Source organism: Sulfolobus acidocaldarius DSM 639 (assembly GCF_000012285.1).
Taxonomy (GTDB): domain Archaea; phylum Thermoproteota; class Thermoprotei_A; order Sulfolobales; family Sulfolobaceae; genus Sulfolobus; species Sulfolobus acidocaldarius.
In genome coordinates, this window is record NC_007181.1 from 845,487 (window position 1) to 869,117 (window position 23,631).

Below are 23,631 nucleotides of genomic sequence, written 5' to 3' on the forward strand. Positions count from 1 at the left end.
TTTAGATTTTTAGAGATTAAAGTTTTAAACTATGAGTATTTACTAATTGTTATGAAGCTCACTTGGCGTAGTGTTTTAATAGCCGGTATGGGTGTATTCACTGATGGTTATAATCTTTACTCACTTTCCTTGGTAATATATTCCATATCAAATTTCATTAGACTAAACAATGTCACGTCAGGTTTACTCGTTGCAGGGAGCTATTTCGGTGCAGCCATATCTGCATTGATATTTGGGCTAATTTCAGACTTTCAAGGAAGAAAAAGAATGTATGGAATAGATGTGACTTTAATGACCATAGGCGCTTTTCTTCAGGCATTTTCCCAGAATTATGGAGAGTTGTTCTTTTCAAGGTTGTTATTAGGAATGGGAATTGGAGCAGATTACGTATTATCTCCTGTTATAGTAGCTGAAAATGCTGATAAGGACAAAAGGGGAAAGGCAATGGTCATAACATTTGCCGTAATGTGGGGTTTAGGGGCAGTGGTTGCTGCTTTTGTCACTCAAATCTCTTATTTCTTGCCTGCCTCTTTAGGCTGGAGAATGGTATTGGGTTTAGGAGCTATCCCTGCCCTTAGCGTTATCTTGGCTAGAAGAAAACTGAGTGAGACTTTACTTTTTCTTTCAAAGGTGAAACCAGATATTAAGGAGTTAAATAAATTGAAAAGTGACGGAGTTGATCTGAAGGTAAATGTTGATGAATCCTCCTTTCTAATTAGACTGATAAAGTCAATGAGATTCATAATAATTGCAGCAATTCTTTGGGTATTATATGACATTTACTCATCAACTTTTGCCATATACGGTCCGATTACAATAGCTCATAATTTAGGCTTGTCGCCAATTATGTTCACGTATGTTGCCCAATTCTTTGCAGGAATACCCGGACAATTAATCTGTATCTTCCTGGTGGATAGAATAGGGAGAAGGAAGCTCATAGTTTTAGGCTATGCCGGAGTGGCGTTATGGTTAGTGATGTACTCACTTTTACTGATTAACCCATTTATATTTGGTCTGCCTAAGACGAGCACATTGGAGGGAACAGGTGCTGTTTTAGGTTTTTCCTTTTATATGCTAAATTATCTGTTTTCAGCAATGGGACCTGCGTCAATAATCGGCTCTGGTATGATAGCCCCAGAACTGTCCTTTACAAAAGTGAGGGCAACATCTCAAGCAATAAGCGTCGCTGTGGACAGGGCTGCCTCTGCTACAGTAATATCATTGTTTCCATCCCTGGTTAACATAGTAGGATTAGGTGTCATGGTGGGAATATACGCTTCTGTTGCATTAATTTCAAGTTTGATAGTCATGTTCTTCGTACCTGAGACTAGAACCAGAGAATTAGATTTTATCACAGAGGGTGGTAGATCTAAAATTAACTAATTGAGCCCATAAGTGAGCTGTAAAATTTTACTTTCAGGAATGTGAAGACGAAGTTATTTTTTCCACTATTTCATCGTATAGCAAAGTTCTTATTAACTCCTCCATAGCCTCATCAAAGCTGATCCCCTCACTTAATGCATATATTTCAACCTTTCTTTCTACCTCCTCATCAAGGTTTAATGTGACTTCTACTTTCATAATTAAATAGGTGTAGAAAATATTATAAGGAGTTAACTATCGTAAATTCGTAAAAAATTCGAAAATGTATATGATGGGGTAATAACTTTTTTGTAAAATTTGCTTTCGTTTCAAACCACTAACCCAACGTCATCCCGGGATTATTTAAAAATGTCAAAGACGCAAAGATTAACGTAATACCATTGTCTACGCTTGTGTAAGTGTAGTACATATTATTTCAAACTTCGAACTTGGTTCTCTAAATCAAATTTAAAATCTCCATTATGTCGTTTAGCTCATAAGCCTCAGGGGTGAAGGTTCCTTGACTTATGAACGGTACGTATTCTAATGAATTTCTGGTCTTAATCTCCACGTCCTTTAATGTAAACAGTATTTTAGGATTAGATAAGTCATCTTTCCATACGTGAATATGGAATCCCCTTTTAGTCACTAATACCAATCTAGCCTTTATCCCTGAAAGCTGTTGAATTATTGATGGATTTTTAGAGTCAACATCTAGCATAAACATTCTAAAATCAACGTTCTTAGCTAACTCTGAGTAGTATATTTTCTCTATATCTACCTCTTTGTCACAATTGCTTACATATCTACTAACTGCATTTCTTGACGCTTTCTTCATATTTATGGGATTGAGTACATGCATTATTTTTATCCAATTCTTATCTATCCTAACTCCCCTTACTTGAAATTCAATGTTATCCCGTATTGCGGATAAAATACTCACAGTCTTCAGCGGATCCTTAGTCTTTAGCCTGAACAAGACCTTATCTATATTTACACCTAATTTTTCCTTGATACCCCTCTCCCGAGATATAAGGTAAAATAAATAGGTTTCATCCACTTCAAGCTTAGGCAAATATCTGAGTAGATATTCTTCGAGCGAAAGCTTTCTCATTATTCGTTCCTTATTAAGACTAAATAATAATGTTTTTGAGTTTCCCACTTTCAGATAAAACATTGAATAGGATTCTCCTGTTTTACGTATAAATCCACTATGTTCTAATTACATAGGTTAACATGCATACATTTGAATCTCATCAAAACTTGCACTTTCTAGTAATATACCTGAATGCAAACTACCCAATACATACCTTAAAAAAGGCAATTTACTATACGATAACTTGTAAATCTCTCCATTTATGAAAACGATTATGTCCTTTCTATTATGGTCAACATAAAGGAGAAAATCCTCATAGTCAATTTTCTTCACCAGTCCTTTTATGGTTAGACTACCTACGAGTAAACTTCCACAGCTCTCAATAAAATATGATAGATCCACTCCGTCTAGTCTAAAGACCAACATAGGTTTTGCAAAATTAATTTTGTATCCTTCTGGAATTTTTTTAGCTTCTTTTATCTTTCCTCCATCTATTATGAATTTCTTGTCCTTAGTGATAAACGCAATTTTGTTGATATTATTATAATCATCCATAATAAAAGATGATAGGAAACCAATATTTTAATCTTTTTGGTGGGAAAATATGAATATAGACTAGCTATATATTGTCATTTACTATATTGAGTTTATATATTGCTATATAGTACTATAAAGAAGACTGAAATGAGAATTAAGGACGCGATAAATAAGGTTTTTTGGACGGAGAGTAGTTCCCTAGACAAGTTTACACTCATCTTAAGAGACAGAAAAAAGGGATCAATAGAGGTTCCATTTCCCGATATATCGAGTGTAGATAACAATTACATTTACCTTAAGGATGATACTATAATTCCACTTCATAGGGTGATAGAAATTAGAAAAGGCAATGAGACCTGGTGGAGGCGTTAAATAAATCTCACTTTCTTCTTATCACAAGATATAGGATCAGCATAACTGCGATTAAACTCACGATTATTCCTATGTTACCGTAATTAGGATATAATTTTAAACTCTCGTTTATAGGTTGTGTAACAACTATACTCTCCCCTGGGTAAAGTTTAAATGTCCCAAAATAAACACCTGAATAGTAGAATGGTATTGTCTGGTTAAGTTCTATTTTTGAACCATTATCAACCCATTTACTAATCCCATTTATTGTAACTAAATATTGAACCTTAGTACTTACTGATACGTTTAAAGGACTATTTATGGTAAAGTTTAAGGATGGTTGTACCTTTAATATTACTATTCTCATATCATTAGATTCATAATATGTGAGATTCTGTATTACAACTTGAGTATCTCCTGGATATAAACCTGTATTTAGAGTGGTATTTATCCCATTCACCTGAGCGCTCAGCGGTATTTGAGAGTTAACTGTTACAAAATATAGGAACTCATAGTCCGGCACTAACGTTACATTTTTGAACCAAGATGAAGGAAATATTGTGAGTGTATTATTATTGGTTTTCAGCATCGCGATAGCTGTTTTATTTATGGAGAAGTCATTAAACATTGTTATCGACAAAGGTGAGTTAATGTAACTCGTGTAATTGTTTAATAATTTATTGTTAATCACCAGTGGCACTTTACTCGTTATACGAACATACGTGAAGGAAGGCTGTGGAGGAGTAAAGTTAGTATCAAGTAGCTGGAAGTTCTCTGAGCCAACTCTCACTAATGCGTAGCCCTGATTACTCAGAGAGACATTAAGATTGTAAGCTCCTTCAGCCGTATCAAATCCATAGTCAAAAATGTTTTTGAATGGTTTCCACTGCTGATCTGACAAATAATACATAGCCAGAAGGCTTGACATGTTTTCAAAGCTGGTTTTTTCCCCGTTAGAGAGTCCTCCCCAGACAAGTTCACAATCTTCCAGCATGCCTAGATAAGGCACATTTTCTATAACCTCACTGGGAGTATAGGAGTCATTAACTATTATGGATGCACCTTGAACTCCATTAATTCTCAGTTGGACTTCATCATAAGTTTCAACTACAGGAGGAATAACAGTCGAATTTTGAACAATTACATATCCAAACTCTACTGTAACTAGAGATCCAGAGTATGATGTGTTTATAAACATGTAAAACGAGAAGGGATAGTTGTATCTAATCGGGTAATTAGAAGTATAACCATAGAAACTTTGTCCATAAGGACCGTTAGATATTGTGTATACTTGACCGTTTCCTTTGACGTTAGATATTTGCGTATATGGCGTTGTAACATTCCACACATTATCTAAAAAATAAGCCACTTTATCATTTGTTAGAAATGACGCAACATTCTGCAACCAAAAGTAGTAAGTTTTTGATGTGGTAGTATTCACTTGTAGCATTACATTAAGCTGTAGGGAAGCTCCATAAGGATTTTGAGACGAGTTACTATAAGCTAGCAAGGAACTTATGTTTGCATAACCCAGTACAGAGGGGGTAAGTATAGTCCCCTGATAGCTTGATATTCCAATTGGGACAGCTGAGAAGTGAACGCAAAGTGCGCAGGTTAGGAGGTAGAGTATCAAATAAACTGATTTTTTCATACCTAAAAATCCCTCAAGGCACAGCATTTATAAATATTTTGAAGAAAAACTTAATCCCAATATTATTCATGTATTACTTATAGATTTGAAGACGATTGAAGTGATCAAAAGATATCTAACCAAAAAAATTTTGTAAGCTGAAATTTTTTTAATCTCATTCGATAGATTTGAAATGTATACGGTCTTAACAGGTTCTATCCGAGAGTAACAAATAGTAACTACTTGATCTAAGCGATAGTATTTTCACAGGGTAAGAGCTTTATCCAGTAAACGTAAAATTTTTAAATAAATAAGTAAATTTCTCTCCACTCATCACTTAATCTTATTTTATCGTATTTAAGAAAAATTTTAAATAGTAGTAAATTAAACAATGTTTAAGGTCTCGTTGGATGGTATATAGAGTTAGCATTCTAGGTGTTAAGGGAGGAGTTGGAAAGTCTACAATAGCTTTGTCCCTTGGAAAGGCTCTAGCCTTGAAGGGAAAGAAAGTTCTTTTGATAGAAAGAGATATGGTAGGTTATGCATCATTCGCATTCGGAATTAAAAGAAAGGGTATATTGGCTAAATTAGCCGATGGAGAAGAACATTTTGAAGAAAGTTTTAAAAAACTATCTTTTGGGGACGGGGAACTATCATTATTAAAATTTTATGGCGACGGTGAAAGAGTTTATGACGACCTTAAAAAAGTTATGTCAGATATTTCGTTGAGGGAAAAGCTCAGCATCTTGGCCAGTAAATTCTTATATGGATACGAGTATTACATCACGGATAATCCACCACTAATAAGCTACAACGATTTAACACTTAAAGTAGAACTGGACTTATTTTACTCTAATGTGCCTAATCCTAAGGTACTTAGAATTTATGTTTCATCAGCCTCTAGAAATATAATAAACTCTACAATTGATTATTTGAAGTCATTTGAAAGCGATGTGAATTACAGAGGGACTCCACTAGCTTTTATAGTAAACATGGTTCCTTCATTGGATGAAGTGGAAAGAATTAGGCAAGAGCTACGGGAAGTAATAACAAAACTAGGCGTTAGTTATGGAATAGCTATTCCTTTATACAGGGAGATCATGGAGAAATCACAAGAGAACATCTTGGACTTACCAGTTGTAGATGAAATAAACTATTTAGCAGACAACATTATAAAAGAGAGGTTTGAGGAAAAAGCTGTATATATCTCCACGCAAGGTGGGGAAGCTTTAAGCGGCGTGACGTTGATTACACAAGAACCTGGGGGAAATGGTATTTTAGCAATAATGAATTCCATAAATAAGGCAGTAGTGGAAGGATCACATGTTGTAGTAGTCTATACAAAAGAAAAGATAACCGAAATATTAAGGTCAAACGGAATTAAATTTGTGGGAATATCTATCTTACCGAAATATAAGGAGGAGAGATTTAAGATGAAGACTATTGCTGATGTGCTCAAACTAGCCCATAGATTAGCCAATGATATTGTCTACAAAATTCAAGACCTAGATAATCCTGTGATAATTGTACACAGAACTAATGACATTTCTCCTGCTGTTGATAATACAGCCTATTTAGACGAGTTCTGGAACTCATTCATAAATTCAATGAGGAACAAGAGAAGTGTGAAGATTGTGTTGATATGCGATAAGATCAAAGATGAATGTGATGTGATAAAATCTTATGCTGATAAAATTATAGAAGTGTAATAAAATATGCCTAAGGTCTTAAACGTAGTATTCTTTTTTTCACCTTTGATAATTTCAGCGGTTATAACTTATTTCACGTGGGTGAAAATTGAGACAATATTGATAGACTTTGGGTTATGGCTCGCCATGGTTACGGCATTTTATATATTTCTTAACTTTTACCTACTTTTGAGGAGAAGTAAAAGATATAATATTGAAGTAGCAGACGAGATGACTGGTTTTAAAATAGCAGCATTTGTCACCTCGTTTAATGAGGATCCAGAGATCGTGGAGAGGACTTTACTATCAGTTAAGGACGCTGTAAGTAATCAAGGAGATGTATTTTTATTAGATGACTCCACTGATGAAAATATTTCGAGGAGGCTGAGAGAGTTTTGTACTAGGAACGATATAAATTATGTTCATAGAAAAGATAGGAGAGGTTATAAAGCTGGTGCCATAAATGATGCATTGAGGAGAATTCAGGGATATGATTTAGTAGCGATATTCGACGCGGACCAAAGACCTGTTAGGGACTTTTTCAAACAAGTTCTACCATATTTCAAGGATCCTAAGATAGCCTTTGTTCAAGTTCCTCAAAACTATTCTGAGACTTTCTCAGGTATTTCTACAGGGGCGAAATATCAGCAGGAACCCTTTCTGAGAATTATAATGAGAGGTAGAAGTGGTAGGTCAGCATTCTCTCTTGGCTCTGGAACAGTTTTCAGAATACAGGCTCTAAGGGAAGTTGGTTATTTGCCAGAAAACAGTATTACTGAGGATGCAGCTGTTTCTATAAAGCTTCACTCTAAGGGCTATAATTCTGTATATATAGACGTACCACTAATATGGTATGGGGAACCACCACAGGATCTGAATGCATACTTAATTCAGCAGTCCAGGTGGGCTCTTGGCTACTTCCAATTAACTAAGGACATAATTAAGGCAGACCTAAGTTTCCTAAAGTATTATGATTATTTTTCAGGCTTCCTTTACTGGATAAAGGAAGGTCCATTGGCAATAGTAGAGTTTATTTCACCTATCGTATTTCTACTAACGGAAATACCTATTCTCAGAATTAATCCTATCCTTTACTTACTGGTTTATCTCCCATATCTTTTCATAAGCATAGGAATATTCGTGGCTGGAATAAGAGAGGAGACAGAATATGGGCTAAAAGGGTTCTTTTACCATCAATGTGTAGAGTTTTTAGAATTTACAGCAGTAACTGCGTCTTTTATATCTTGGTTGTTGGGTAGAAAAAGACCCTTTAGAGTAACACCTAAGGGAGGTGGAAGACTTAACCTCAGAATACTGTTACCCCATATTGTCATCTTACTATTGCTTATCGTAAGTACTGTGAAAGGAATTCTCTGGTTGATTTCTGCAAATTCAAATTTCCTTCTATATTACGCAATAATTGTGAATGTGTTCTGGGCAATTTACCATATACCCTTCTTCCTCGGAGGAATCTTAATTTCTGCTAGATTTAAGACAAGGGAGAATTTAACAAAAGTGGTCTATTATTAGTTTTATTACATCAGTTCTGATAAAAGATTTATATAGTTTAAAAAGTTATAAGATAGTGATAAAATTGGTTGTTTTCATAGTTTTATCAAGTTTAACAGATGATGGTGCTAAGACAATAGTAGGCAAACCTGAAAGAATAAAAGAGGTAAATGAGGAGCTTGCAAAAATAGGGGCTAAGGTTAAAGAACAATATGTAGTATTTGGCGACATGGATTTTGTGAATATAGTGGAAGTTGACAACGTAGAAAGCTTTCTAAAGGCACTAGTAGAACTAAATAGTAGAGGAACAGTTAGGACTAGGACTTACCTAGCCATGCCTGTCGATGACGCTATAAAGGCAATGAAGACAACTCCCTCCATAGGTCACCCAAAATAAGAAATAAATATTTATTTATTTTTTATACTTCTAAGCTAATCAGACTTTATTCTATGAGATAGAATATTAATGTAAAATTTTTACAACCATGCGTAATTTTAAATTATAGTCTCACAACTTAGTTTTAATAATAAATTATTGGTTTAGATTATCTATTTACTAGGAAAACTAGAGAATATGGTAAAAAATTCTAGGTTTTCTCATGAAATTTGGATTCTTTGCGCGTGTACATGTTCTGAATGTCCAGATACACGAGAAAATGAATTTAAATCTTTCAATCTGTTAGTCACTTTGACATATACTTCGGCGTCAAAATAATATATAATCCTTTATATTCTCAGCTCAATATAGGTTTACCTATATGATGATTAGAATAGGAAAAATATCTAAGGACGAGGAAGAATATTACTTTGTCTTTGACAAGACCTGGAGGTATGTAAAACTGAAGTACAAGACTTGGCACTCAGTAAGGTCTATAAGGTATTTAGAGGGAGAGATTGACGAGAGTCAAGGAAGCTTAGTCAAAAGGGTTTATAAAAGGCGTAATAAAGTAGTGAGCGTTGAATACTTTTTATTTGAAGGGGACACTCTCAAGGATATTCAATGCTCTCCCCGACTAAAACTTTCCTATGGAGAAATCTATGTTTGTGAGACAGCTTCATTAAGGATATATAGATTCGACAACAGATACTTTGAGGACAAAAACAGCCTGATGGAGTATATTATCTCTAGCGTAAGAAGGAATATGAGAAGCAGAGTGGAGAACGAGACCATAAAATTAAAAGGAGTTTTGGAAGGAGAAAGTGAAAAGGCGTATTTGATAAAGTTTGATAACAAGAAATTATGGGTTCCAAAGAGTATAGGGATATATTACGATTCTGGGGACGTGGAAATTCCTGTATGGTTCGCAGAAAAGCAAGGTTTGATAAGTAAGAGAGATAACGAAACTAAAGTGAATTCAGAGTATAAGAAGATGGAAGAGGAAATAAATAGACTTATTTTTGAACTTTAGCAATTTCAGATAATATGAAACTAACAGAATATGTGGCTAATTATGACGTATGATACAAGACTTTTATAAATTACACACCTATAGTGTACTATATCTTTTAAGGTAAGTTATATATTTTTACTAAAATATTAAGTTGTTCTTGTTTAGTATTTTAATGTATAATAACCTCTATCCAGATCATTGTAAAAATGCTAGCATAAAGGTAATAGATTCGAAAAGTTGAATATATTACTCGTATTCTATAACTAAAAAACTTAATTTTTATCTATAAGAATTTCATTTCATTAAGGTTTTTAATTGTTAAAAAAGTAAAGTAATGAATTTAATTATGTATGTCAAAAATAATATTATGGAAATTGTTAAAGGAAGACCCTCAACCATGAATGATTCATATCAGCTTAATGTGCATAAACTACTTGAACATGCAGCAAGAGTTCACGGAGATACAGAAGTAATTTCAGATAGGAGGCTACAAGGAGGTCTACGGCATAGATTCACATATAGACAGGTCTACGAAAGGGTGAATAGGATAGCAAACGCATTTGAAAGAGAGTTGAACGTAGCTCCAGGGGATATTGTCGGAGTCCTGGACTGGAATGACCACAGATATTATGAGTCCTATTTCTCCTTACCGTCAATAGGAGCAGTAACGTTAGAACTTAACATAAGATTACACCCTACAGAGTTGGGCTATATTATAAAGCACACTAAACCTAAGGGTTTACTAGTTGATGACTCTTTGTTACAACTGGCTGAGGTTCTCTCCAAAGAACACGATTTTAGCTTTATCCTAGTTATGAGTGATAAACCTGTAGAAGAAATAAAGACTAACCTTAGAGTTCTAGGTTACGAGGAGTTGTTGAGATCCAATTCTCCTAACAGACCTTCTCTTACTGTTGACGAGAGATCTGCAGCCACTGCAGCCTTTACTTCAGGTACTACAGGTCTGCCTAAAGGAGTTTTTTACTCTCATAGATCCATAATTCTCCATGCAATGGCTGTAGCAATAGGGAACTCTCTAACCCCATCAGACGTTGGTCTGCAAATAGTTCCCATGTTTCACGCAAATGCATGGGGAACTCCTTTCGCAAGTACGATGATGGGAATGAAAATGATTTATCCAGGGAGATATACTCCAGACACATTAGTAGAACACATTGTGACCCATAAAGTAACTGTGACAGCAGGAGTCCCTACTATACTCCTAGAAATCGTGAGAAGATTACAGCAAATGGGAGTGAAAACCCCTGGTTTAAGAATAACTAGCGGTGGAAGCGAACCACCTTCTGCACTAGCGAAAGCCTTTATGGAATTAGGAGGAAGAGTGATTCAGGGATACGGGGCTACTGAAACAAGCCCATTGGTTTCGATGGCTCTTCCTAAAGCGGAATTGAAAGAATTAAGTGATATAGAGAGATTTGAGAAAATGAAACAAGGGTTACCGATTTTCGGCGCAGAGGTAAAGGTAGTTGATCCAATTACTAATCAGGAGTTGCCGTGGGACGGTAAGAGTTTTGGTGAGATCTGGCTTAGAGGACCCTGGATTGCCAAAGAATACTATAATGATCCGAGAAGTTCAGAGAGGTTCACCCCTGATGGTTGGTGGAGGAGTGGTGATGTTGGTGTTGTTGATCCTCTGGGTTATATTAGGCTTGTTGATAGGTTGAAGGATGTGATTAAGAGTGGTGGTGAGTGGATTAGTAGTATTGATTTGGAGAACTTTTTGATGGCTCATCCTTATGTTAGGGAGGCTAGTGTTGTTGGTGTTCCCCACCCTAAGTGGGGTGAGAGACCATTGGCTGTGGTCTCACTTAAACCTGAGTATCAGAGTAAGGACAAGGAGGAGGTAAAGAAGGAGTTAAGGGAGCATCTTTTGAAGAGGTTTGCCAAGTGGCAGTTACCAGATGATTTTATCTTTGTTGATGAAATACCTAAAACTAGTGTTGGTAAGTTCAGAAAAGAGGAGATAAGGAGCAAATATAAGGATATTTATATGGGAAACGGATAACAACTGGTTTTGTAACTCTCTAAGATTTTTACTTATTTCTTTTTGATCAACTGCTTAAAGGATTATATCTTATACAAATTGAGGAAAGCCTCACCCTTTTGGCGGTGAGGAAGTCAAAATTAATGATATGAAAAATCTTAATATATTTAAACGTCTCTCGTATATCAAATGAACCTAAACTCGCATATTCTATTAGCCCTAGCTTTAGGACTGGCTCTCTTTCACAGAGTGGACTTAGCTGTATTAGTTGGAATAGGAGCAGCGATACCTGATTTGGATAGAGAGTATACTCTCTTAAAGAGAGACATATTTAGGAGAATGCAATTACACAGAGCATTATTTCATAACATATTTTTCATCATTGCACTTTTTCTATTCAACAAATATATTGGAATAGGAGCTTTAACCCATGTCATTTTTGACGCTTTTACAAGTCCCTCCGATAGGGGCGTAGAGTTATTTTTCCCCTTGACTAGATTGATAAAGGAATACAAATTAAATTACGAGGGGAAGGAGTCAGGGAGAGGTAGGAGACCAGCATGGTACTTAGAGGATCCAACTAGATTGGTTGAACGTACTGCTGACAAGGATTTAAGAGAGCCTAAGAAGGAACCATGGAGAAGAATATATGGACCATTTAAAAACTCAATGTTAGTGGATTGGGCAGTCTTCTACGCTTCTGGAATATACATTATATTGAATGAACAATTGACAATCGGATTTCTGAATTGGTTGATCCAATTTCTGTATGTAGTCTTCGTAAAATACATTATAATTTCTATAGGAATAGTCATGTTTTATGCGGCTGGAGAGGTTTGGAGGAGAAGGAATGTTGGTAGAAGACCGATAATTGTGACTATGGCTATAGGATTCATATTAATCCTGTATCAGGGGAGTCAACTGTTCTCTCCATTGTCAATAGGTTCACTTGAGGCTGTTTACCTAGTAATTCCGTCATTGGCAGTTGGAATTATTTTAGCCTACCTACACGTTAAGATGAGGAAGAAGGAAGTTGTCTTATGAAACTTAAAATTAACCCTCTTAGCATTTTTGGAAAATTCGAGTGATTTCCATTAATTTTAATTATATGGTACTCAGATCAATTCTAAATGAATATTAGTCGAGATGAGACAATAATTTCTACTTTTTGCATTTTTTCTGATAAAACTTATGTATACTGGTTTTCTTCTGTTTATCTATAAATTAATAAGAGTGAATATAAAAGGTGATAAAGTAAGACAGATTTTATTAGTAACAAAGGAAGTAATTAGGTTATGGATAGAAAATACACCACGCTACGAGTTATAAAATCTACAGCGTGTATGCTAAAGAGGATAAAAGACGAGAAGAACTTATCCTCTATTGACGACACTATCAGATATCTAATAGTTGTGGAAAGGCTTAATATAAGAAATGGTTCAGACAAGGAAAAGAGAAAGTTAGATAAAGTATTTAATGGGTGTAATTGAAAATAACTTATAAAATGGTTAGCAGATTACCCGCAATTTATTACTAAGGGGCAATCTAAAAGAGATTCTTATTTTATTGATTTATGAAGGATTCATTTAAAATTTAAGTTAAAAAAATATTAAAAATTTTACTAGATTATTTTTAATTAATCCTTTTATACTTAGATTTTTATTGATCTTTATACTCTAATTAATTATGAAAGCTTTTCCTGATAAACCATTAAGTAAACAAGATATTTATGAAATAGCTAAAACCTACTCTCGTAATGACAATGAACCATTAAGTGGAAGAATGTGGGGTCATATTTATTCACTGGGATTACCAGAGGACGTAATAGAGGTTTCAATGACCTTATATAACCAGTTTATAAACAAGACAATGTTGGACTTCACCGTATATCCTAGCGTACTTAGGTTCGAGAACGATATAATCGCAATGGCTTCTTCTTTACTTGGAGGTAATGAAGAGACAGTTGGTAACTTCACGTTTGGTGGTACCGAAAGTATAATGGTAGCCACAAAGTCAGCTAGGGATTATTTTTTAAAGAGACACAGCAGTGTCATTCCTGAAATTTTATTACCGGTCACTGCCCATCCCGCATTCAATAAGGCTTCTGACTATTTAGGTATGAAAGTCACTCCCGTAAAAATAGACCCTGAGAGGACTACTGTCGACCTTGAGGACTTAAAGAGCAAGCTAAAAGAAAACACAGCAATGATAGTAGCTTCAGCCCCTAACTATCCGTTCGGAACCATAGATGACGTTAAAGCTCTATCTGAGATTGCGCAAGATAAGAAGTTATGGCTACATGTAGATTCTTGTATTGGAGGATTTTTGTTACCTTTTTTACGTGACCTAGGAGAACCAATACCCCCTTTTGATTTGTCTTTAGAAGGAGTTACCTCCATATCTGCTGATTTACATAAGTACGGCTATGCCCCCAGAGGAGCCTCAGTAGTTTTATTTAGAAACTCTTCGTATAGGGAGGGAAGCATATTTGTGATGTCTAGATGGCCTGGCTATCCGATTGTAAATACTTCTGTGCTCTCCACAAGGTCTGCAGGACCTCTGGCTGCTGCATGGGGAATAATTCATGGGCTGGGAAAAGATGGTTACCGAAAGCTAGCAAATAGAATACTAAACACGCGAATCAAATTAACCAATGAACTGCCGAAAATGGGTTATAGAATATTAGGCAAACCATTGGGAGGTATAGTTAGTTTCACATCTGAGGAGTTTAATTTAGCTGAATTACCGACACTAATGAAGGGTTGGTTTATACAATATCAGCCGGGTTCAAGAATACTAGGATTTCCCAAGAGTATTCACCTGACTATTGCACCTGGACACGATAAAGTGGTAGACGAATTCTTAAGAGACTTAGAACGGGCTACCATTGAGCTTAGGGGTAAAAGATTGACCTTGCCGCCTCTACAAGATTTTAATGACCTTCAAAGCATAGCTAGAGCGTTGGGGATTGAGGAGGGGAAGCTCCCATCGAATCCTACTTTAATTAATGAATTGATGCATGAGATGCCACCTGAGCTAGTAGAAAATGTTCTAAAATTAGTGATAAATGAATACGTTTTCAGACCATCAAGGTCTTGAGTTAAGCGATCTATAGGTTTTTTTGAGCCTTTTGTAAACATTTATAAACTCTCTGAATTTTTTGTTAAGCCTCAGGGAGTTGTTTGAGTCAGGCATGAACACTTTATCGATTTCAAACTTTGAGCAAGCTTCTTCAAAACTATTATAAACACCTAGTCCTACTGAAGCTATTGCCCCTAATCCCCTTAACCCCGTCAGTTCAGGTCTCTTAACTCTTTTTACCGGTAGCCCTATGGAATCGGCTACTATCTGACACCACGAATCAAAAAGTGCTCCACCGCCAACAATATTCACCTCTTTAACGTCTTTAGCTACAAGGGGAAACACCCACTTTATGTTTAATGCTACACCCTCCATAACTGCCCTCAATATTTCTGCTTTACTTGACTCTAAAGAGATATTCAGGATTCCACCCCTTACTGTAGGGTCGTCGATGGGAGATCTCTCGCCATAAAGCCACGGTAGGAATAGAAGACTCGTTTTATCAATACTTTTTACTAACTTCTCAACCTCCTCATAGTTCCTTTCCATCCCTAAAAGTCTCATTACCCATTCAATTGCCCCACCTGCAACTTCCTGTTCTGCTACATATAGATATTTTCCCGGTATAGCACTCAATATACTACCCACGTAGTGGAATACATCGACTTTTCTTTTAGAAATATGTGATGCCACCCAGTCGCTGGTGCCGATGTATATATGTGGTTCTCCTTCCTTTACGGCTCCAGAACCAACAGCTGATGCGGTAAGGTCTCCTGCTCCCACAAATACTGGTATTTCCCCGAATAACTTAGCTACTTCCCCTTTTACATATCCTGCAATATCTGTAGATTTCTTGATCTCAGGTAATAGGTTTCTGTCTATTTTGTAGTCCCTTAAAATCTCATCTGACCATATAGCCCTTGCAGTTCTGGTATCAGCCAACCAGGAGAGACTTGCCTCATCATGACTTGTGACGAAAACGCCAGAAGCTTTACTAATTAGAAAGCCCTTAATGTCTAATAGCTTATATGTCTTTGAGAAGATGTCCCTTTCGTTTTGAGCTATCCAGATAATCTTTGATATAACATCCTTTCCTGTCTTACTGGGTGCACCACCTGTAATCCTGAGGAATTTTAACAGCTTAAGTATAGAGTATCCTTGAAGCTTAATTACACCTTTCCACAAATCTTCAGGCAGTCCTGATGCCCTCTCATCCAACCAAATTATGGCATTTCTCAGTGGTTCTCCACTTGCATCAACAGGAATAACTCCGGCCATATGGGCATCGAAAACTAACCCACTTATGGTAAATTTGAAGTCCTCTAGAGCAGTTCTACCTAAATCCACTATTGTTTCCCACAGTTTGTTAGCATCTTGTTCCGCCCAGCCCTTTTTGGGATAGTTTACTATTGATTTAGTCGAAACCAATTTTCTTACTTCAAAGTCTTTAAGCGAGATTATTCCACATTTTGTTGATGTAGTTCCTACATCGAAGGCTATAACGTACTTATCTTCGCTCATTTTTTGCCCTCCCCTCTCTTAGGAATAAACTTAGCACAAGTGAAACTACATCTAATATAATGACTAAGATCATTGATGGAAGGAAAGGATTATTTGGATATAATACAGGATTTTCTAATGACCCCATAACGGGTATAAGTAAGACTGCCCCTCCTTGCGCTATTAACCATAGAATACTTTGAATTGTTCCAGTCATGTTTGGCTCTACTAGTTGTGCAGAGTAATCTAGACCGATAGGCAATGCTGATACTAGGAAAAATCCCAGGAGGAAAGTGGAAACACTCAATATGATGAAATCATTCGAAACTGTTATGAAGTATAGCATTATAGCTGAGATACCAAAGTCTAAAAGGAAGAACATCTTTTTTCTCTGTAGTTTATCTGATAAAAATGGAATGACTATTGAACCGAATATTCCACCAATAAGTATCAGTCCAGCTATAACTCCACTGTCGGTTACGCTTATCCCTCTTGGTTCTAGTATACTCTCGATCCAGGTCAGAATACCTGTGAAAAAGCCTATCCCTATGAAGAAAAGCACATTAAGAATTATGAAGTCCGTAGATTTTAAGACTCCTTTTACCACACCAAATGAAATCATGTTGGATTCTGTGGAACTCACTTTCTTTTCCTTTGCTACAACCGTGAATATGATAAGACTTAAGACAGATATGGCTGAGTAAACTATAAGCATTGTCTGAAATTCAGAAAAATTGGTATCTGGAACCAGCATCGGAGTGAAAATTAGAGCTGACATTAAACCCAGAAATTGCCCTATAACAGCTAAACCCGTGGCTAAACCTCTCTCTTTATCCTCAAACCACTCAATAACCATTTTTGAGATGGAAGTATAAACGAAAGGTTGACCTACTCCTGCAAGTGACTGAAAAATTAATAAGAGTGTAAAGTTTTCTCCTGAGAATATTCTCGCCACTGAAAACACAGCCATAATTAGTGCTCCAAGGGAAACGGCATATTTGAAGCCTTTTTTATCGGTTATTATTCCAGCAGGTATAGAAAGGGGAATGAAAATTAGAGGCCAAATTGCAGATAGTAAGCCTATGTCTTCTGCAGGAACATTATACAAGTCGGTCATTATTGGTGTGGTGATTGATGCGAAGTTTAACCAAAGTAGTTGTGATATGGCTGCAACGAACATATATGAGCTTAATACCGCCCACTTGTAATTCATTACTATCTATTAAATTTGTAGATATGTATTTTTTATATTTACTTATTATGTTAGGTTAAGGAGAAATAATTATTAAAAGTAATATTGAACCATAATATTATTTCAAAAATCCAGCTTTTTCAGTCTCAAGAGAAAGGTTCATTACGCAAGAAATTTAGTAGGTTTTCTCTATGCTTTTATTGAACGCTATTGAAATAAGGTTTTCTTCTCATATTTTTACTTTTGCGTGTATTTCTTTTAGTGTTCGAATTTATATCATGTTCGACGCAAAATTGCAAAATTTTAAACTAAAATTTACTATATCAACATTATATATTTAAATGATTTATATTCTCTATTATACATCACTCTCAATCTTTAGTAAAAAATACCTTTAAAAAGAACGTTGATTCATAATCAGAAATAGCGAACTTTATGTATACATTTTGATAATCTATAACAGTCACTATGAATGGTAAGTAAACACCTTAGAAACTGGGTAGAAAAGGATATTTTTAAAATAAATTTAGCAAGTTAAAGATACTTTATTTGTACCAAAATATGGTCAAATTAGACTTTTAACTCATGTGTAGGATAGAAATAAAACCGCATAATCTTTAGAATGTGAGGAAAACCTCGTCATTTATGGCGAGGAGGAAGTCAGCTCTTTAAAGGATATGTGAAATCTTTAGTCAAGGGTTAAAGTCTGGGCGTTTAATACAAAAAATCTTTTTAATTGGTGTAGAAAGCTTTACGCTGTCTAGGGTTGTGCGGTAACCTGAATATCTATGCTGTCTCCATTGGCAAGTAGTAATCTCACGGTGTAAAGTGAGTTGGGGATCAAGTTTAAAGATAGGTTGTTAAAGTCTATTGTTATATTATTAAATCCATGTTTTAAATAATTAGGCGTTATAGAAGTAGAGATGTAATTTGTGCCTACTATTTGAGCTTGAGTGATGTAAACGTCACTGTCAGAGTACAGTGATATGGTTAAAATACCATTTCCTCTAATTATTCCGCTTCCCAATGAACTTACCTTTACAGTCTTTTTAGCACTATTTAGTTCTCTAATCACTTTATTTACTCCGATATAGCTCAGTGCGTATCCAATTACCTGAGTGATCAAGAAAGGCAATGCGACTAATATACCAGCGTTTTTAAGTGATCCCTCGTTGAATGTTTCCCCGGTTCTGTAGAATGATATACCAAGAATAATTTGACCTATTACAAATATAATATCCCCAAAGAGATTTACTGGTAAGGCGTAAACTACTGCCCCGATAATCATGATTATCGTTCCAACTTTACCCAAATCAGAGTAGTTTGTCTTAATCTTTTCATTTAAATATCCAGTTAAAATTAAGATTGATCCTATTATGGCAATTACTGTAACGATTATAGGTATCGCATGAATAAGTGGTGTATTTAACTGTTTAAGGAGCTCTTGTTGTAACTGTGATTGATTTAAACCACTAACACCATTACTCGTGTTGATATATTTTGCTACTGTGTTAAACGCTGTATATAACACTACTATTATCGAAACTATAAACAGAATCGATGATAACTCCAAAAAGAGTGATCCTATCTTGATTCTACCAAGAGCACTAGAGTTAGACTTCATCATTTACTTACTGAATTACTAGTTTTAAAAACTTTTCCTTAATCCATAAAAAAATTGAGTGAAGTACAGATTACAGTCCTATTAATATTTATCTGACATAATTTAACTTACTTATACTTAACTACATTGAATCATCTCGAGCTACAAAATTTGATTGTAATTACATCAACGAGCACTAAAATGACCTAAATTAAAGGACTTTCTAGCTTGTATTAAGATAAAATTATATGTTTGATTAACGTAAAATAGACCTGACCCTCAATATTTCCCTGAAGTCCCTGTAGCCATAGGCAATTCTACTGTTGAAACCTCTGTTGGGGATAACCATTTCAGTGATTTTCGCTATCAAGGAGTAGATTCTCCCCTTTTCTCCAATTACTGTTATATCCTTATGTTCTCTGTGAGTTATTTTTAATGGAGGTTCAAATAGTACAATCTGGGTTAGTTGGATGGGTAGTAATGAGTAACCCGCCTTATCGATACCGTTTATTTTGGAAAATTCGTTATCCCTAGTGTGAAATATGGCGAAACTCATTGGATCAGAGGTGATAAATGGGAGAATTGCTATTATTTTACCTTCCAGTAAATGGTTTAAGCCAAGAACATTTATACCTCTATCTACTTGGGGAGTTCCCTCAAAAGAAAGGTCTATCCTCTTATTTCTCATTAGGTTGTTAATGTAAATAAGTAGTGAGAAGATTAAGGCTACTGTCTCATGCACTTTTCTAGTTCTAAGCTGTTCAATATGCTCAAGTAATATATTGACATTCTCGTTATAAGAGGTAGAAATAAAATTGACAAGAGAATTTAGGGGAATAAACTTCGATATCTCCTCTATTCCTTCTTTGCCTGTCTCAAATGTATTTTCAATACTCTTATCTATACCACTTGTGCCATAGTATGACTTCAATAACTCTTTTTCATAAAACCAAAATATTGATCTGTACATTCTAGAAAACAACTTTACATCTAAATTTGAAAGGAGGAAGTGTAGTTCATCAAAGGTATTTTGTATTATCTCCTCAGGATTTATTTTAGTGAAGATTACATCCCCTTGCCTAAATGTCAAGTTACTAGATTCTAAATTAACGTAGTCAGACTCATAATTGTTGGGATTCATTAACAACCTTAATGATTCTCTCAAACGTAATTTTGGCTTCTTAGTCTCAGCCTCAGAAAGTAATGAATCTACATAAAGTTTAACTATACTGTTAGGCAAATTATCTAAAAATTCTTTATTAACATAATAATCATGACGAATATATCCCTTGAGGTTTTCCCCAGGTAACAGATGTACATTGGCGAAGTAGCTAGTCTCGTTGTTTTTTGAACTATCATTCACTCCGATCCTTAATATCTCCACATCGGTAAGCATAGTGGGAATAGGCAAAAAACCAAAATCAGGGTTATATCCGTAAATTAATTTATAGTCGTCAACCTCTGGAACTACAAAGAGATACTTATCAACTTGCTCTTGTAAAATTTCCTTTATTCCCCTTTGAAGATCCAAGTTAAAGCGAGGAAGTTCATAATCATTAAGATAGTATTTTTTGCTTTCCTCCATTGGATGGCGTGTCAAAAAGATTGAAAGTAAACACTCACTGTTTGAATTGAAGAGGGGTGAAGTCATAAGTGTTGTGTTAGGAATTATGTCTATGCGGAACTTGAGAGAGAATACTCTGTTGTCCTTAACCCTACGACATTTCACACTGATTATATGTGTTTTAATGTTGGGGTTAAGAGGTGCTCCTAACACTTCTGCAAATCTATTGTCCCCTACCTGAGCCTCTACTTTCTTTTTTCCCTCAGTAATGTCAAATATTTGCACACTGTTTACTGTAAAAGGTAGAATCAGTTTATAGTATTGCATACGTGTAAGTGAAGGGCAGAATTCAAGTTTTGAGGTGTAATTAAAAACTGTGTAATATCCCCTTTCACATATATTCATCTCAGTCCTCTCGAGATGATACAAACTGCTTTAACGACCTTATCTCAGACCTCTTATAGCTGTTTAAGTCTAACATCCTCTTTTTCACTCTTATAGTTTCAGTTTTTAACTCCATATGTTACATAATAGTTCACTTTTAAAAAAAGATTTCGACAAGAAATTTTGTAATAAAAACTTCATTAAAACTTACGTTAGATTTAAAAACTTCATAAAGTTTAAATACCTATCACTAGTAGATTTTTCTACATCTATTACGGTGCCAGATAGTACAGAAACCTTACCTGGTAAGTTATCTCTCGCTAGGTTAAGAAATATTATCGCATCATTCTCGCTGTTAATATGAACAGTATTAAATTTATCGGCGTAATCTATGAAAACTTTTACATAAAATAAACTATCACCTATATCGTGAGGATATGAAATTTTTAGTATCTTCATGTTCCTCAAAACTAATGTCAGACTATTCACTTTTGACTTCCTAAAGAGCAAGTTTGCGTAGACGGGCTCTGTATTCAATAAGGTTATCAGGTTTCTAAAGTTGGAATTTTCAAGAAAAGATATATCTTCTATTAGCTCTAAACTGGCTTCCAAGTGGTCTGTTTTTATCGAAATTTCATTCACCTTATTCAGAGTTCTATCTACGTGAAATTTCAGTATCTTTACAGGTAGAAATGGTTCTAAAATCTCACACTCTGTTAAGTCATATATAGTGTCGTCATCAAAAGCGTAATACTTACAATCTTTAATAATATCATGAAATTTCCTCATTACTTTACTAATTACGCGATTTACATATAAAATTCTAATTTATGATTAAGTTTCGAGCAGAGAATATATTTGACAGGACAGGCTCATATAACAAGGAGAGCCTCGCCATTCATTGCCTAGAGGAAGTCAGATTAAATGTTATATACTCCTTAAATTCCATTTATGACGTTTATATCGTATTTTAGATTCGTAAGACGTGGTATCCAGAAATCTTAATAAATGTATTTAACTTAAAACTCTACCATGACAAAACTCGTGGCTACTTTAGGAACTTCACCAGGAGGAATATTAGAGACTTTTCTGTATCTAGCGAAAAATGGAGTTGATATTAATGAGATAAGAGTTATAACAACAAGAGATCCTGAGGTTGAAAAAGCATGGAAAATCGTTAAATTAATGTTTGTGTGCTGTTTGAAAGAGAGGTTCTCTAAGGTCGAGATAATCCAGTTTCCAGTATCAATAAACGATATAAATACAGAGCAGGATCTTAAGGATTTCAAAGCCTTTGTGAACAACCATATCAGCTCTGAGGACTATGTCGATATAACAGGGGGTAGGAAAGGCATGTCTGTAGCTGCTGCATTAGCTGCTAAGTCAAAGGGAGCTAAGATAGTTACGTCCATAATTCCTCAGGATGAATATAGGAGGATAAATGATCTGATAAAACAACTAAAGGACATTCCAGAGATTAAGGATACAAGGGATTGTAGGCAAGATTTGAAGAACACTTACTGTAGCTTAATTTCTAGCAATGCGAGGACCATAATTTTTGAGATTTAATATAAAGTAACTTTCAACGTTTTTATATTCATTTCAACTCATTTAACTATTAATTAAAGAAGGCACAACGTACTAGAAAAAGTCTCGTATGTGAAATACAATCGTATTTCCCACTTAGACTAATGAATTAAGAGGATTATAATACATTATACTTTAGTTTTTAAAAGAGTTTTATTAATATTTTAATGAAATGGATTTTGTTTCTGTTGGAGGAAGGAAATTACATTTTACTCAAAGCGGAAAAGGAAAGAGGAATCTGGTACTACTCCACGGAATACCAGGTTTCTGCTATGACTTTAGACATAATGTAGATGTCTTATCAAAAAAGTTTAAGGTCACTAGGTTAGATTTTAAGGGATTTGGACACTCTGAAAAGGGGGATTACGATGTGGACGACTTTCGTGTTGAAGTTCAGGCGAAGGAGATAATGGAGGCTCTTAATAAATTAGATATTCATGACTTTGTCCTTTTAGGTCATGATATTGGCTCAATAGTCTCACAACTCATAGCCCAGGAAACTAATTGTGACCTAGTTTTAATTAATCCAGCATACAAGGGCATGAGAGGAAGATGGAGAGACATAGCTAATGAGTACTGGTATATCTTCTTCCATCAAATTCCTATTGCTGAAAAAATGATTACTAGCAACTTGCGAGATTACATTAACTATTTCCTAGACCATCTGACTGTCAGGAAATTTAAAGAAGAGGAAAAGGAGGAGTATTTCAAAGTATATGAAGAGCCTTACTCTGTAAAAGCCCTTGTGAATTGGTATAGGGCATATGTCTCTCATTTTAGGTGGAACAACATAAGGAAAATAAAGAGTAAAACGCTAGTATTATGGGCTGAAAACGATCCTCTTTTCCCTACTTCATGGGTTGATAGGCTATGGGAGGAATTTGAAGACTACAAGTTGGTGAAAATCCACGACGCAGGACATTGGCCACATGCTGAAAACCCTGAGGAAGTTAATAATGCTATACTTACGTTTTTTGATTAGGCGAATGGACTATCGACTTTAATAGACCTTTAAAGTTGAGAGAACAGATGCAAATGCCTAGAACGGTCTTGGTCTAGCGTTATCCTAGGTCTCTCTAAGTGATCAAATTGGACGTAATCATCTCTGTCTCGAAGGTTGGTTCAATTTCTGAACTTTTTTGATAGCTAAT

The 23,631-nt window shown here is 35.3% G+C and carries 21 protein-coding genes; 12 read left to right on the plus strand and 9 right to left on the minus strand.

All coding sequences use genetic code 11. The features are described from left to right. The first annotated feature begins 51 nt into the window (after nt 1–51). Entirely contained in the window at nt 52–1,383 is a 1,332-nt protein-coding gene (locus SACI_RS04990; RefSeq protein WP_011277904.1) for an MFS transporter, read from the plus strand. Between the two features lie 33 nt (nt 1,384–1,416). Here SACI_RS04990 and SACI_RS12045 read toward each other — a convergent pair whose 3' ends face one another. The 3 genes from SACI_RS12045 to SACI_RS05000 all read right to left on the minus strand — a co-directional run bounded on the left by SACI_RS12045 (nt 1,417) and on the right by SACI_RS05000 (nt 3,013). Next, nucleotides 1,417–1,581 (minus strand): hypothetical protein, encoded by a 165-nt coding sequence (locus tag SACI_RS12045; RefSeq protein WP_015385538.1) that lies wholly within the window; start codon nt 1,579–1,581, stop codon nt 1,417–1,419. Between the two features lie 238 nt (nt 1,582–1,819). Next, a complete protein-coding gene (locus SACI_RS04995; protein WP_011277905.1) occupies nt 1,820–2,476 on the minus strand; it encodes a hypothetical protein in 657 nt (218 codons plus the stop codon). Nucleotides 2,477–2,593: 117 nt separating this feature from the next. Next, nucleotides 2,594–3,013, minus strand: coding sequence for a hypothetical protein (locus SACI_RS05000; RefSeq protein ID WP_011277906.1), 420 nt, complete (start codon nt 3,011–3,013; stop codon nt 2,594–2,596). Between the two features lie 129 nt (nt 3,014–3,142). On the opposite strand from SACI_RS05000, the gene SACI_RS05005 reads away from it, so the two are divergent. Next, nucleotides 3,143–3,367 carry a DUF504 domain-containing protein gene (locus SACI_RS05005; RefSeq protein ID WP_048054429.1) on the plus strand — a complete coding sequence of 75 codons (225 nt, stop codon included), beginning with the start codon at nt 3,143–3,145 and terminating at the stop codon, nt 3,365–3,367. Between the two features lie 7 nt (nt 3,368–3,374). Here the strand turns inward: SACI_RS05005 and SACI_RS05010 are convergent, their stop codons facing one another. After that, nucleotides 3,375–4,997: a thermopsin gene (locus SACI_RS05010; protein ID WP_011277908.1), complete on the minus strand. Its 1,623-nt coding sequence runs from the start codon at nt 4,995–4,997 to the stop codon at nt 3,375–3,377. Between the two features lie 389 nt (nt 4,998–5,386). On the opposite strand from SACI_RS05010, the gene SACI_RS05015 reads away from it, so the two are divergent. From SACI_RS05015 to SACI_RS05045, 8 genes are all read left to right on the plus strand, one after another. Further along, the gene (locus SACI_RS05015) at nt 5,387–6,685 is read left to right on the plus strand and encodes an AAA family ATPase (RefSeq protein WP_011277909.1); all 1,299 of its coding nucleotides are present in this window, start codon (nt 5,387–5,389) and stop codon (nt 6,683–6,685) included. Between the two features lie 6 nt (nt 6,686–6,691). Further along, complete coding sequence (locus tag SACI_RS05020; RefSeq protein ID WP_011277910.1) at nt 6,692–8,194, plus strand: glycosyltransferase family 2 protein; 1,503 nt, start codon at nt 6,692–6,694, stop codon at nt 8,192–8,194. Between the two features lie 64 nt (nt 8,195–8,258). Further along, on the plus strand, nt 8,259–8,570 hold the full coding sequence (locus SACI_RS05025; RefSeq protein ID WP_176586681.1) for a GYD domain-containing protein: 312 nt from the start codon (nt 8,259–8,261) through the stop codon (nt 8,568–8,570). Nucleotides 8,571–8,931: 361 nt separating this feature from the next. After that, nucleotides 8,932–9,582, plus strand: coding sequence for a hypothetical protein (locus tag SACI_RS05030; protein ID WP_011277912.1), 651 nt, complete (start codon nt 8,932–8,934; stop codon nt 9,580–9,582). A gap of 349 nt (nt 9,583–9,931) precedes the next feature. After that, the gene (locus tag SACI_RS05035) at nt 9,932–11,590 is read left to right on the plus strand and encodes a long-chain-fatty-acid--CoA ligase (RefSeq protein WP_011277913.1); all 1,659 of its coding nucleotides are present in this window, start codon (nt 9,932–9,934) and stop codon (nt 11,588–11,590) included. A gap of 168 nt (nt 11,591–11,758) precedes the next feature. Next, the gene (locus SACI_RS05040) at nt 11,759–12,613 is read left to right on the plus strand and encodes a metal-dependent hydrolase (protein ID WP_011277914.1); all 855 of its coding nucleotides are present in this window, start codon (nt 11,759–11,761) and stop codon (nt 12,611–12,613) included. A 251-nt stretch (nt 12,614–12,864) separates the two neighbouring features. Next, a complete protein-coding gene (locus tag SACI_RS11835; RefSeq protein ID WP_011277915.1) occupies nt 12,865–13,059 on the plus strand; it encodes a hypothetical protein in 195 nt (64 codons plus the stop codon). A gap of 196 nt (nt 13,060–13,255) precedes the next feature. Further along, nucleotides 13,256–14,668 (plus strand): pyridoxal phosphate-dependent decarboxylase family protein, encoded by a 1,413-nt coding sequence (locus tag SACI_RS05045; RefSeq protein WP_011277916.1) that lies wholly within the window; start codon nt 13,256–13,258, stop codon nt 14,666–14,668. Here SACI_RS05045 and SACI_RS05050 read toward each other — a convergent pair. The 5 genes from SACI_RS05050 to SACI_RS05070 form a co-directional block, all read right to left on the minus strand. Beyond that, a complete protein-coding gene (locus tag SACI_RS05050; RefSeq protein WP_011277917.1) occupies nt 14,657–16,171 on the minus strand; it encodes a xylulokinase in 1,515 nt (504 codons plus the stop codon). The genes SACI_RS05045 and SACI_RS05050 overlap by 12 nt on opposite strands. After that, entirely contained in the window at nt 16,158–17,363 is a 1,206-nt protein-coding gene (locus tag SACI_RS05055; RefSeq protein WP_011277918.1) for an MFS transporter, read from the minus strand. Before SACI_RS05055 ends, SACI_RS05050 begins: the two co-directional genes overlap by 14 nt. A 739-nt stretch (nt 17,364–18,102) precedes the next feature. After that, a complete protein-coding gene (locus tag SACI_RS05060; RefSeq protein ID WP_011277919.1) occupies nt 18,103–18,966 on the minus strand; it encodes a DUF973 family protein in 864 nt (287 codons plus the stop codon). Between the two features lie 235 nt (nt 18,967–19,201). Further along, a complete protein-coding gene (locus SACI_RS05065) occupies nt 19,202–20,914 on the minus strand; it encodes a hypothetical protein (RefSeq protein ID WP_015385543.1) in 1,713 nt (570 codons plus the stop codon). A 186-nt stretch (nt 20,915–21,100) separates the two neighbouring features. Further along, a complete protein-coding gene (locus SACI_RS05070; RefSeq protein ID WP_011277921.1) occupies nt 21,101–21,682 on the minus strand; it encodes a hypothetical protein in 582 nt (193 codons plus the stop codon). Between the two features lie 243 nt (nt 21,683–21,925). On the opposite strand from SACI_RS05070, the gene crn1 reads away from it, so the two are divergent. Together crn1 and SACI_RS05080 are read left to right on the plus strand one after the other, a co-directional pair. Next, nucleotides 21,926–22,462, plus strand: a complete 537-nt coding sequence (crn1, locus tag SACI_RS05075; RefSeq protein ID WP_011277922.1) for a CRISPR-associated ring nuclease Crn1 — start codon at nt 21,926–21,928, stop codon at nt 22,460–22,462. A gap of 190 nt (nt 22,463–22,652) precedes the next feature. Next, nucleotides 22,653–23,462, plus strand: a complete 810-nt coding sequence (locus SACI_RS05080) for an alpha/beta fold hydrolase (protein ID WP_011277923.1) — start codon at nt 22,653–22,655, stop codon at nt 23,460–23,462. Nucleotides 23,463–23,631: the final 169 nt, after the last annotated feature.

Excerpts from the sequence above, each read along its gene's own strand:
- SACI_RS05060 (WP_011277919.1), bottom strand. The coding sequence starts at position 18,966 with ATGAAGTCTAACTCTAGTGCTCTTGGTAGAATCAAGATAGGATCACTC.
- SACI_RS05000 (WP_011277906.1), bottom strand. The coding sequence starts at position 3,013 with ATGGATGATTATAATAATATCAACAAAATTGCGTTTATCACTAAGGAC.
- SACI_RS05005 (WP_048054429.1), top strand. The coding sequence starts at position 3,143 with ATGAGAATTAAGGACGCGATAAATAAGGTTTTTTGGACGGAGAGTAGT.
- SACI_RS04995 (WP_011277905.1), bottom strand. The coding sequence starts at position 2,476 with ATGAGAAAGCTTTCGCTCGAAGAATATCTACTCAGATATTTGCCTAAG.
- SACI_RS05050 (WP_011277917.1), bottom strand. The coding sequence starts at position 16,171 with ATGAGCGAAGATAAGTACGTTATAGCCTTCGATGTAGGAACTACATCA.
- SACI_RS05015 (WP_011277909.1), top strand. The coding sequence starts at position 5,387 with ATGGTATATAGAGTTAGCATTCTAGGTGTTAAGGGAGGAGTTGGAAAG.
- SACI_RS11835 (WP_011277915.1), top strand. The coding sequence starts at position 12,865 with ATGGATAGAAAATACACCACGCTACGAGTTATAAAATCTACAGCGTGT.
- SACI_RS05080 (WP_011277923.1), top strand. The coding sequence starts at position 22,653 with ATGGATTTTGTTTCTGTTGGAGGAAGGAAATTACATTTTACTCAAAGC.
- SACI_RS05035 (WP_011277913.1), top strand. The coding sequence starts at position 9,932 with ATGGAAATTGTTAAAGGAAGACCCTCAACCATGAATGATTCATATCAG.
- crn1 (WP_011277922.1), top strand. The coding sequence starts at position 21,926 with ATGACAAAACTCGTGGCTACTTTAGGAACTTCACCAGGAGGAATATTA.
- SACI_RS05010 (WP_011277908.1), bottom strand. The coding sequence starts at position 4,997 with ATGAAAAAATCAGTTTATTTGATACTCTACCTCCTAACCTGCGCACTT.
- SACI_RS05065 (WP_015385543.1), bottom strand. The coding sequence starts at position 20,914 with ATGAATATATGTGAAAGGGGATATTACACAGTTTTTAATTACACCTCA.
- SACI_RS05040 (WP_011277914.1), top strand. The coding sequence starts at position 11,759 with ATGAACCTAAACTCGCATATTCTATTAGCCCTAGCTTTAGGACTGGCT.
- SACI_RS05070 (WP_011277921.1), bottom strand. The coding sequence starts at position 21,682 with ATGAGGAAATTTCATGATATTATTAAAGATTGTAAGTATTACGCTTTT.
- SACI_RS05055 (WP_011277918.1), bottom strand. The coding sequence starts at position 17,363 with ATGAATTACAAGTGGGCGGTATTAAGCTCATATATGTTCGTTGCAGCC.
- SACI_RS05030 (WP_011277912.1), top strand. The coding sequence starts at position 8,932 with ATGATGATTAGAATAGGAAAAATATCTAAGGACGAGGAAGAATATTAC.
- SACI_RS05045 (WP_011277916.1), top strand. The coding sequence starts at position 13,256 with ATGAAAGCTTTTCCTGATAAACCATTAAGTAAACAAGATATTTATGAA.
- SACI_RS12045 (WP_015385538.1), bottom strand. The coding sequence starts at position 1,581 with ATGAAAGTAGAAGTCACATTAAACCTTGATGAGGAGGTAGAAAGAAAG.
- SACI_RS04990 (WP_011277904.1), top strand. The coding sequence starts at position 52 with ATGAAGCTCACTTGGCGTAGTGTTTTAATAGCCGGTATGGGTGTATTC.
- SACI_RS05020 (WP_011277910.1), top strand. The coding sequence starts at position 6,692 with ATGCCTAAGGTCTTAAACGTAGTATTCTTTTTTTCACCTTTGATAATT.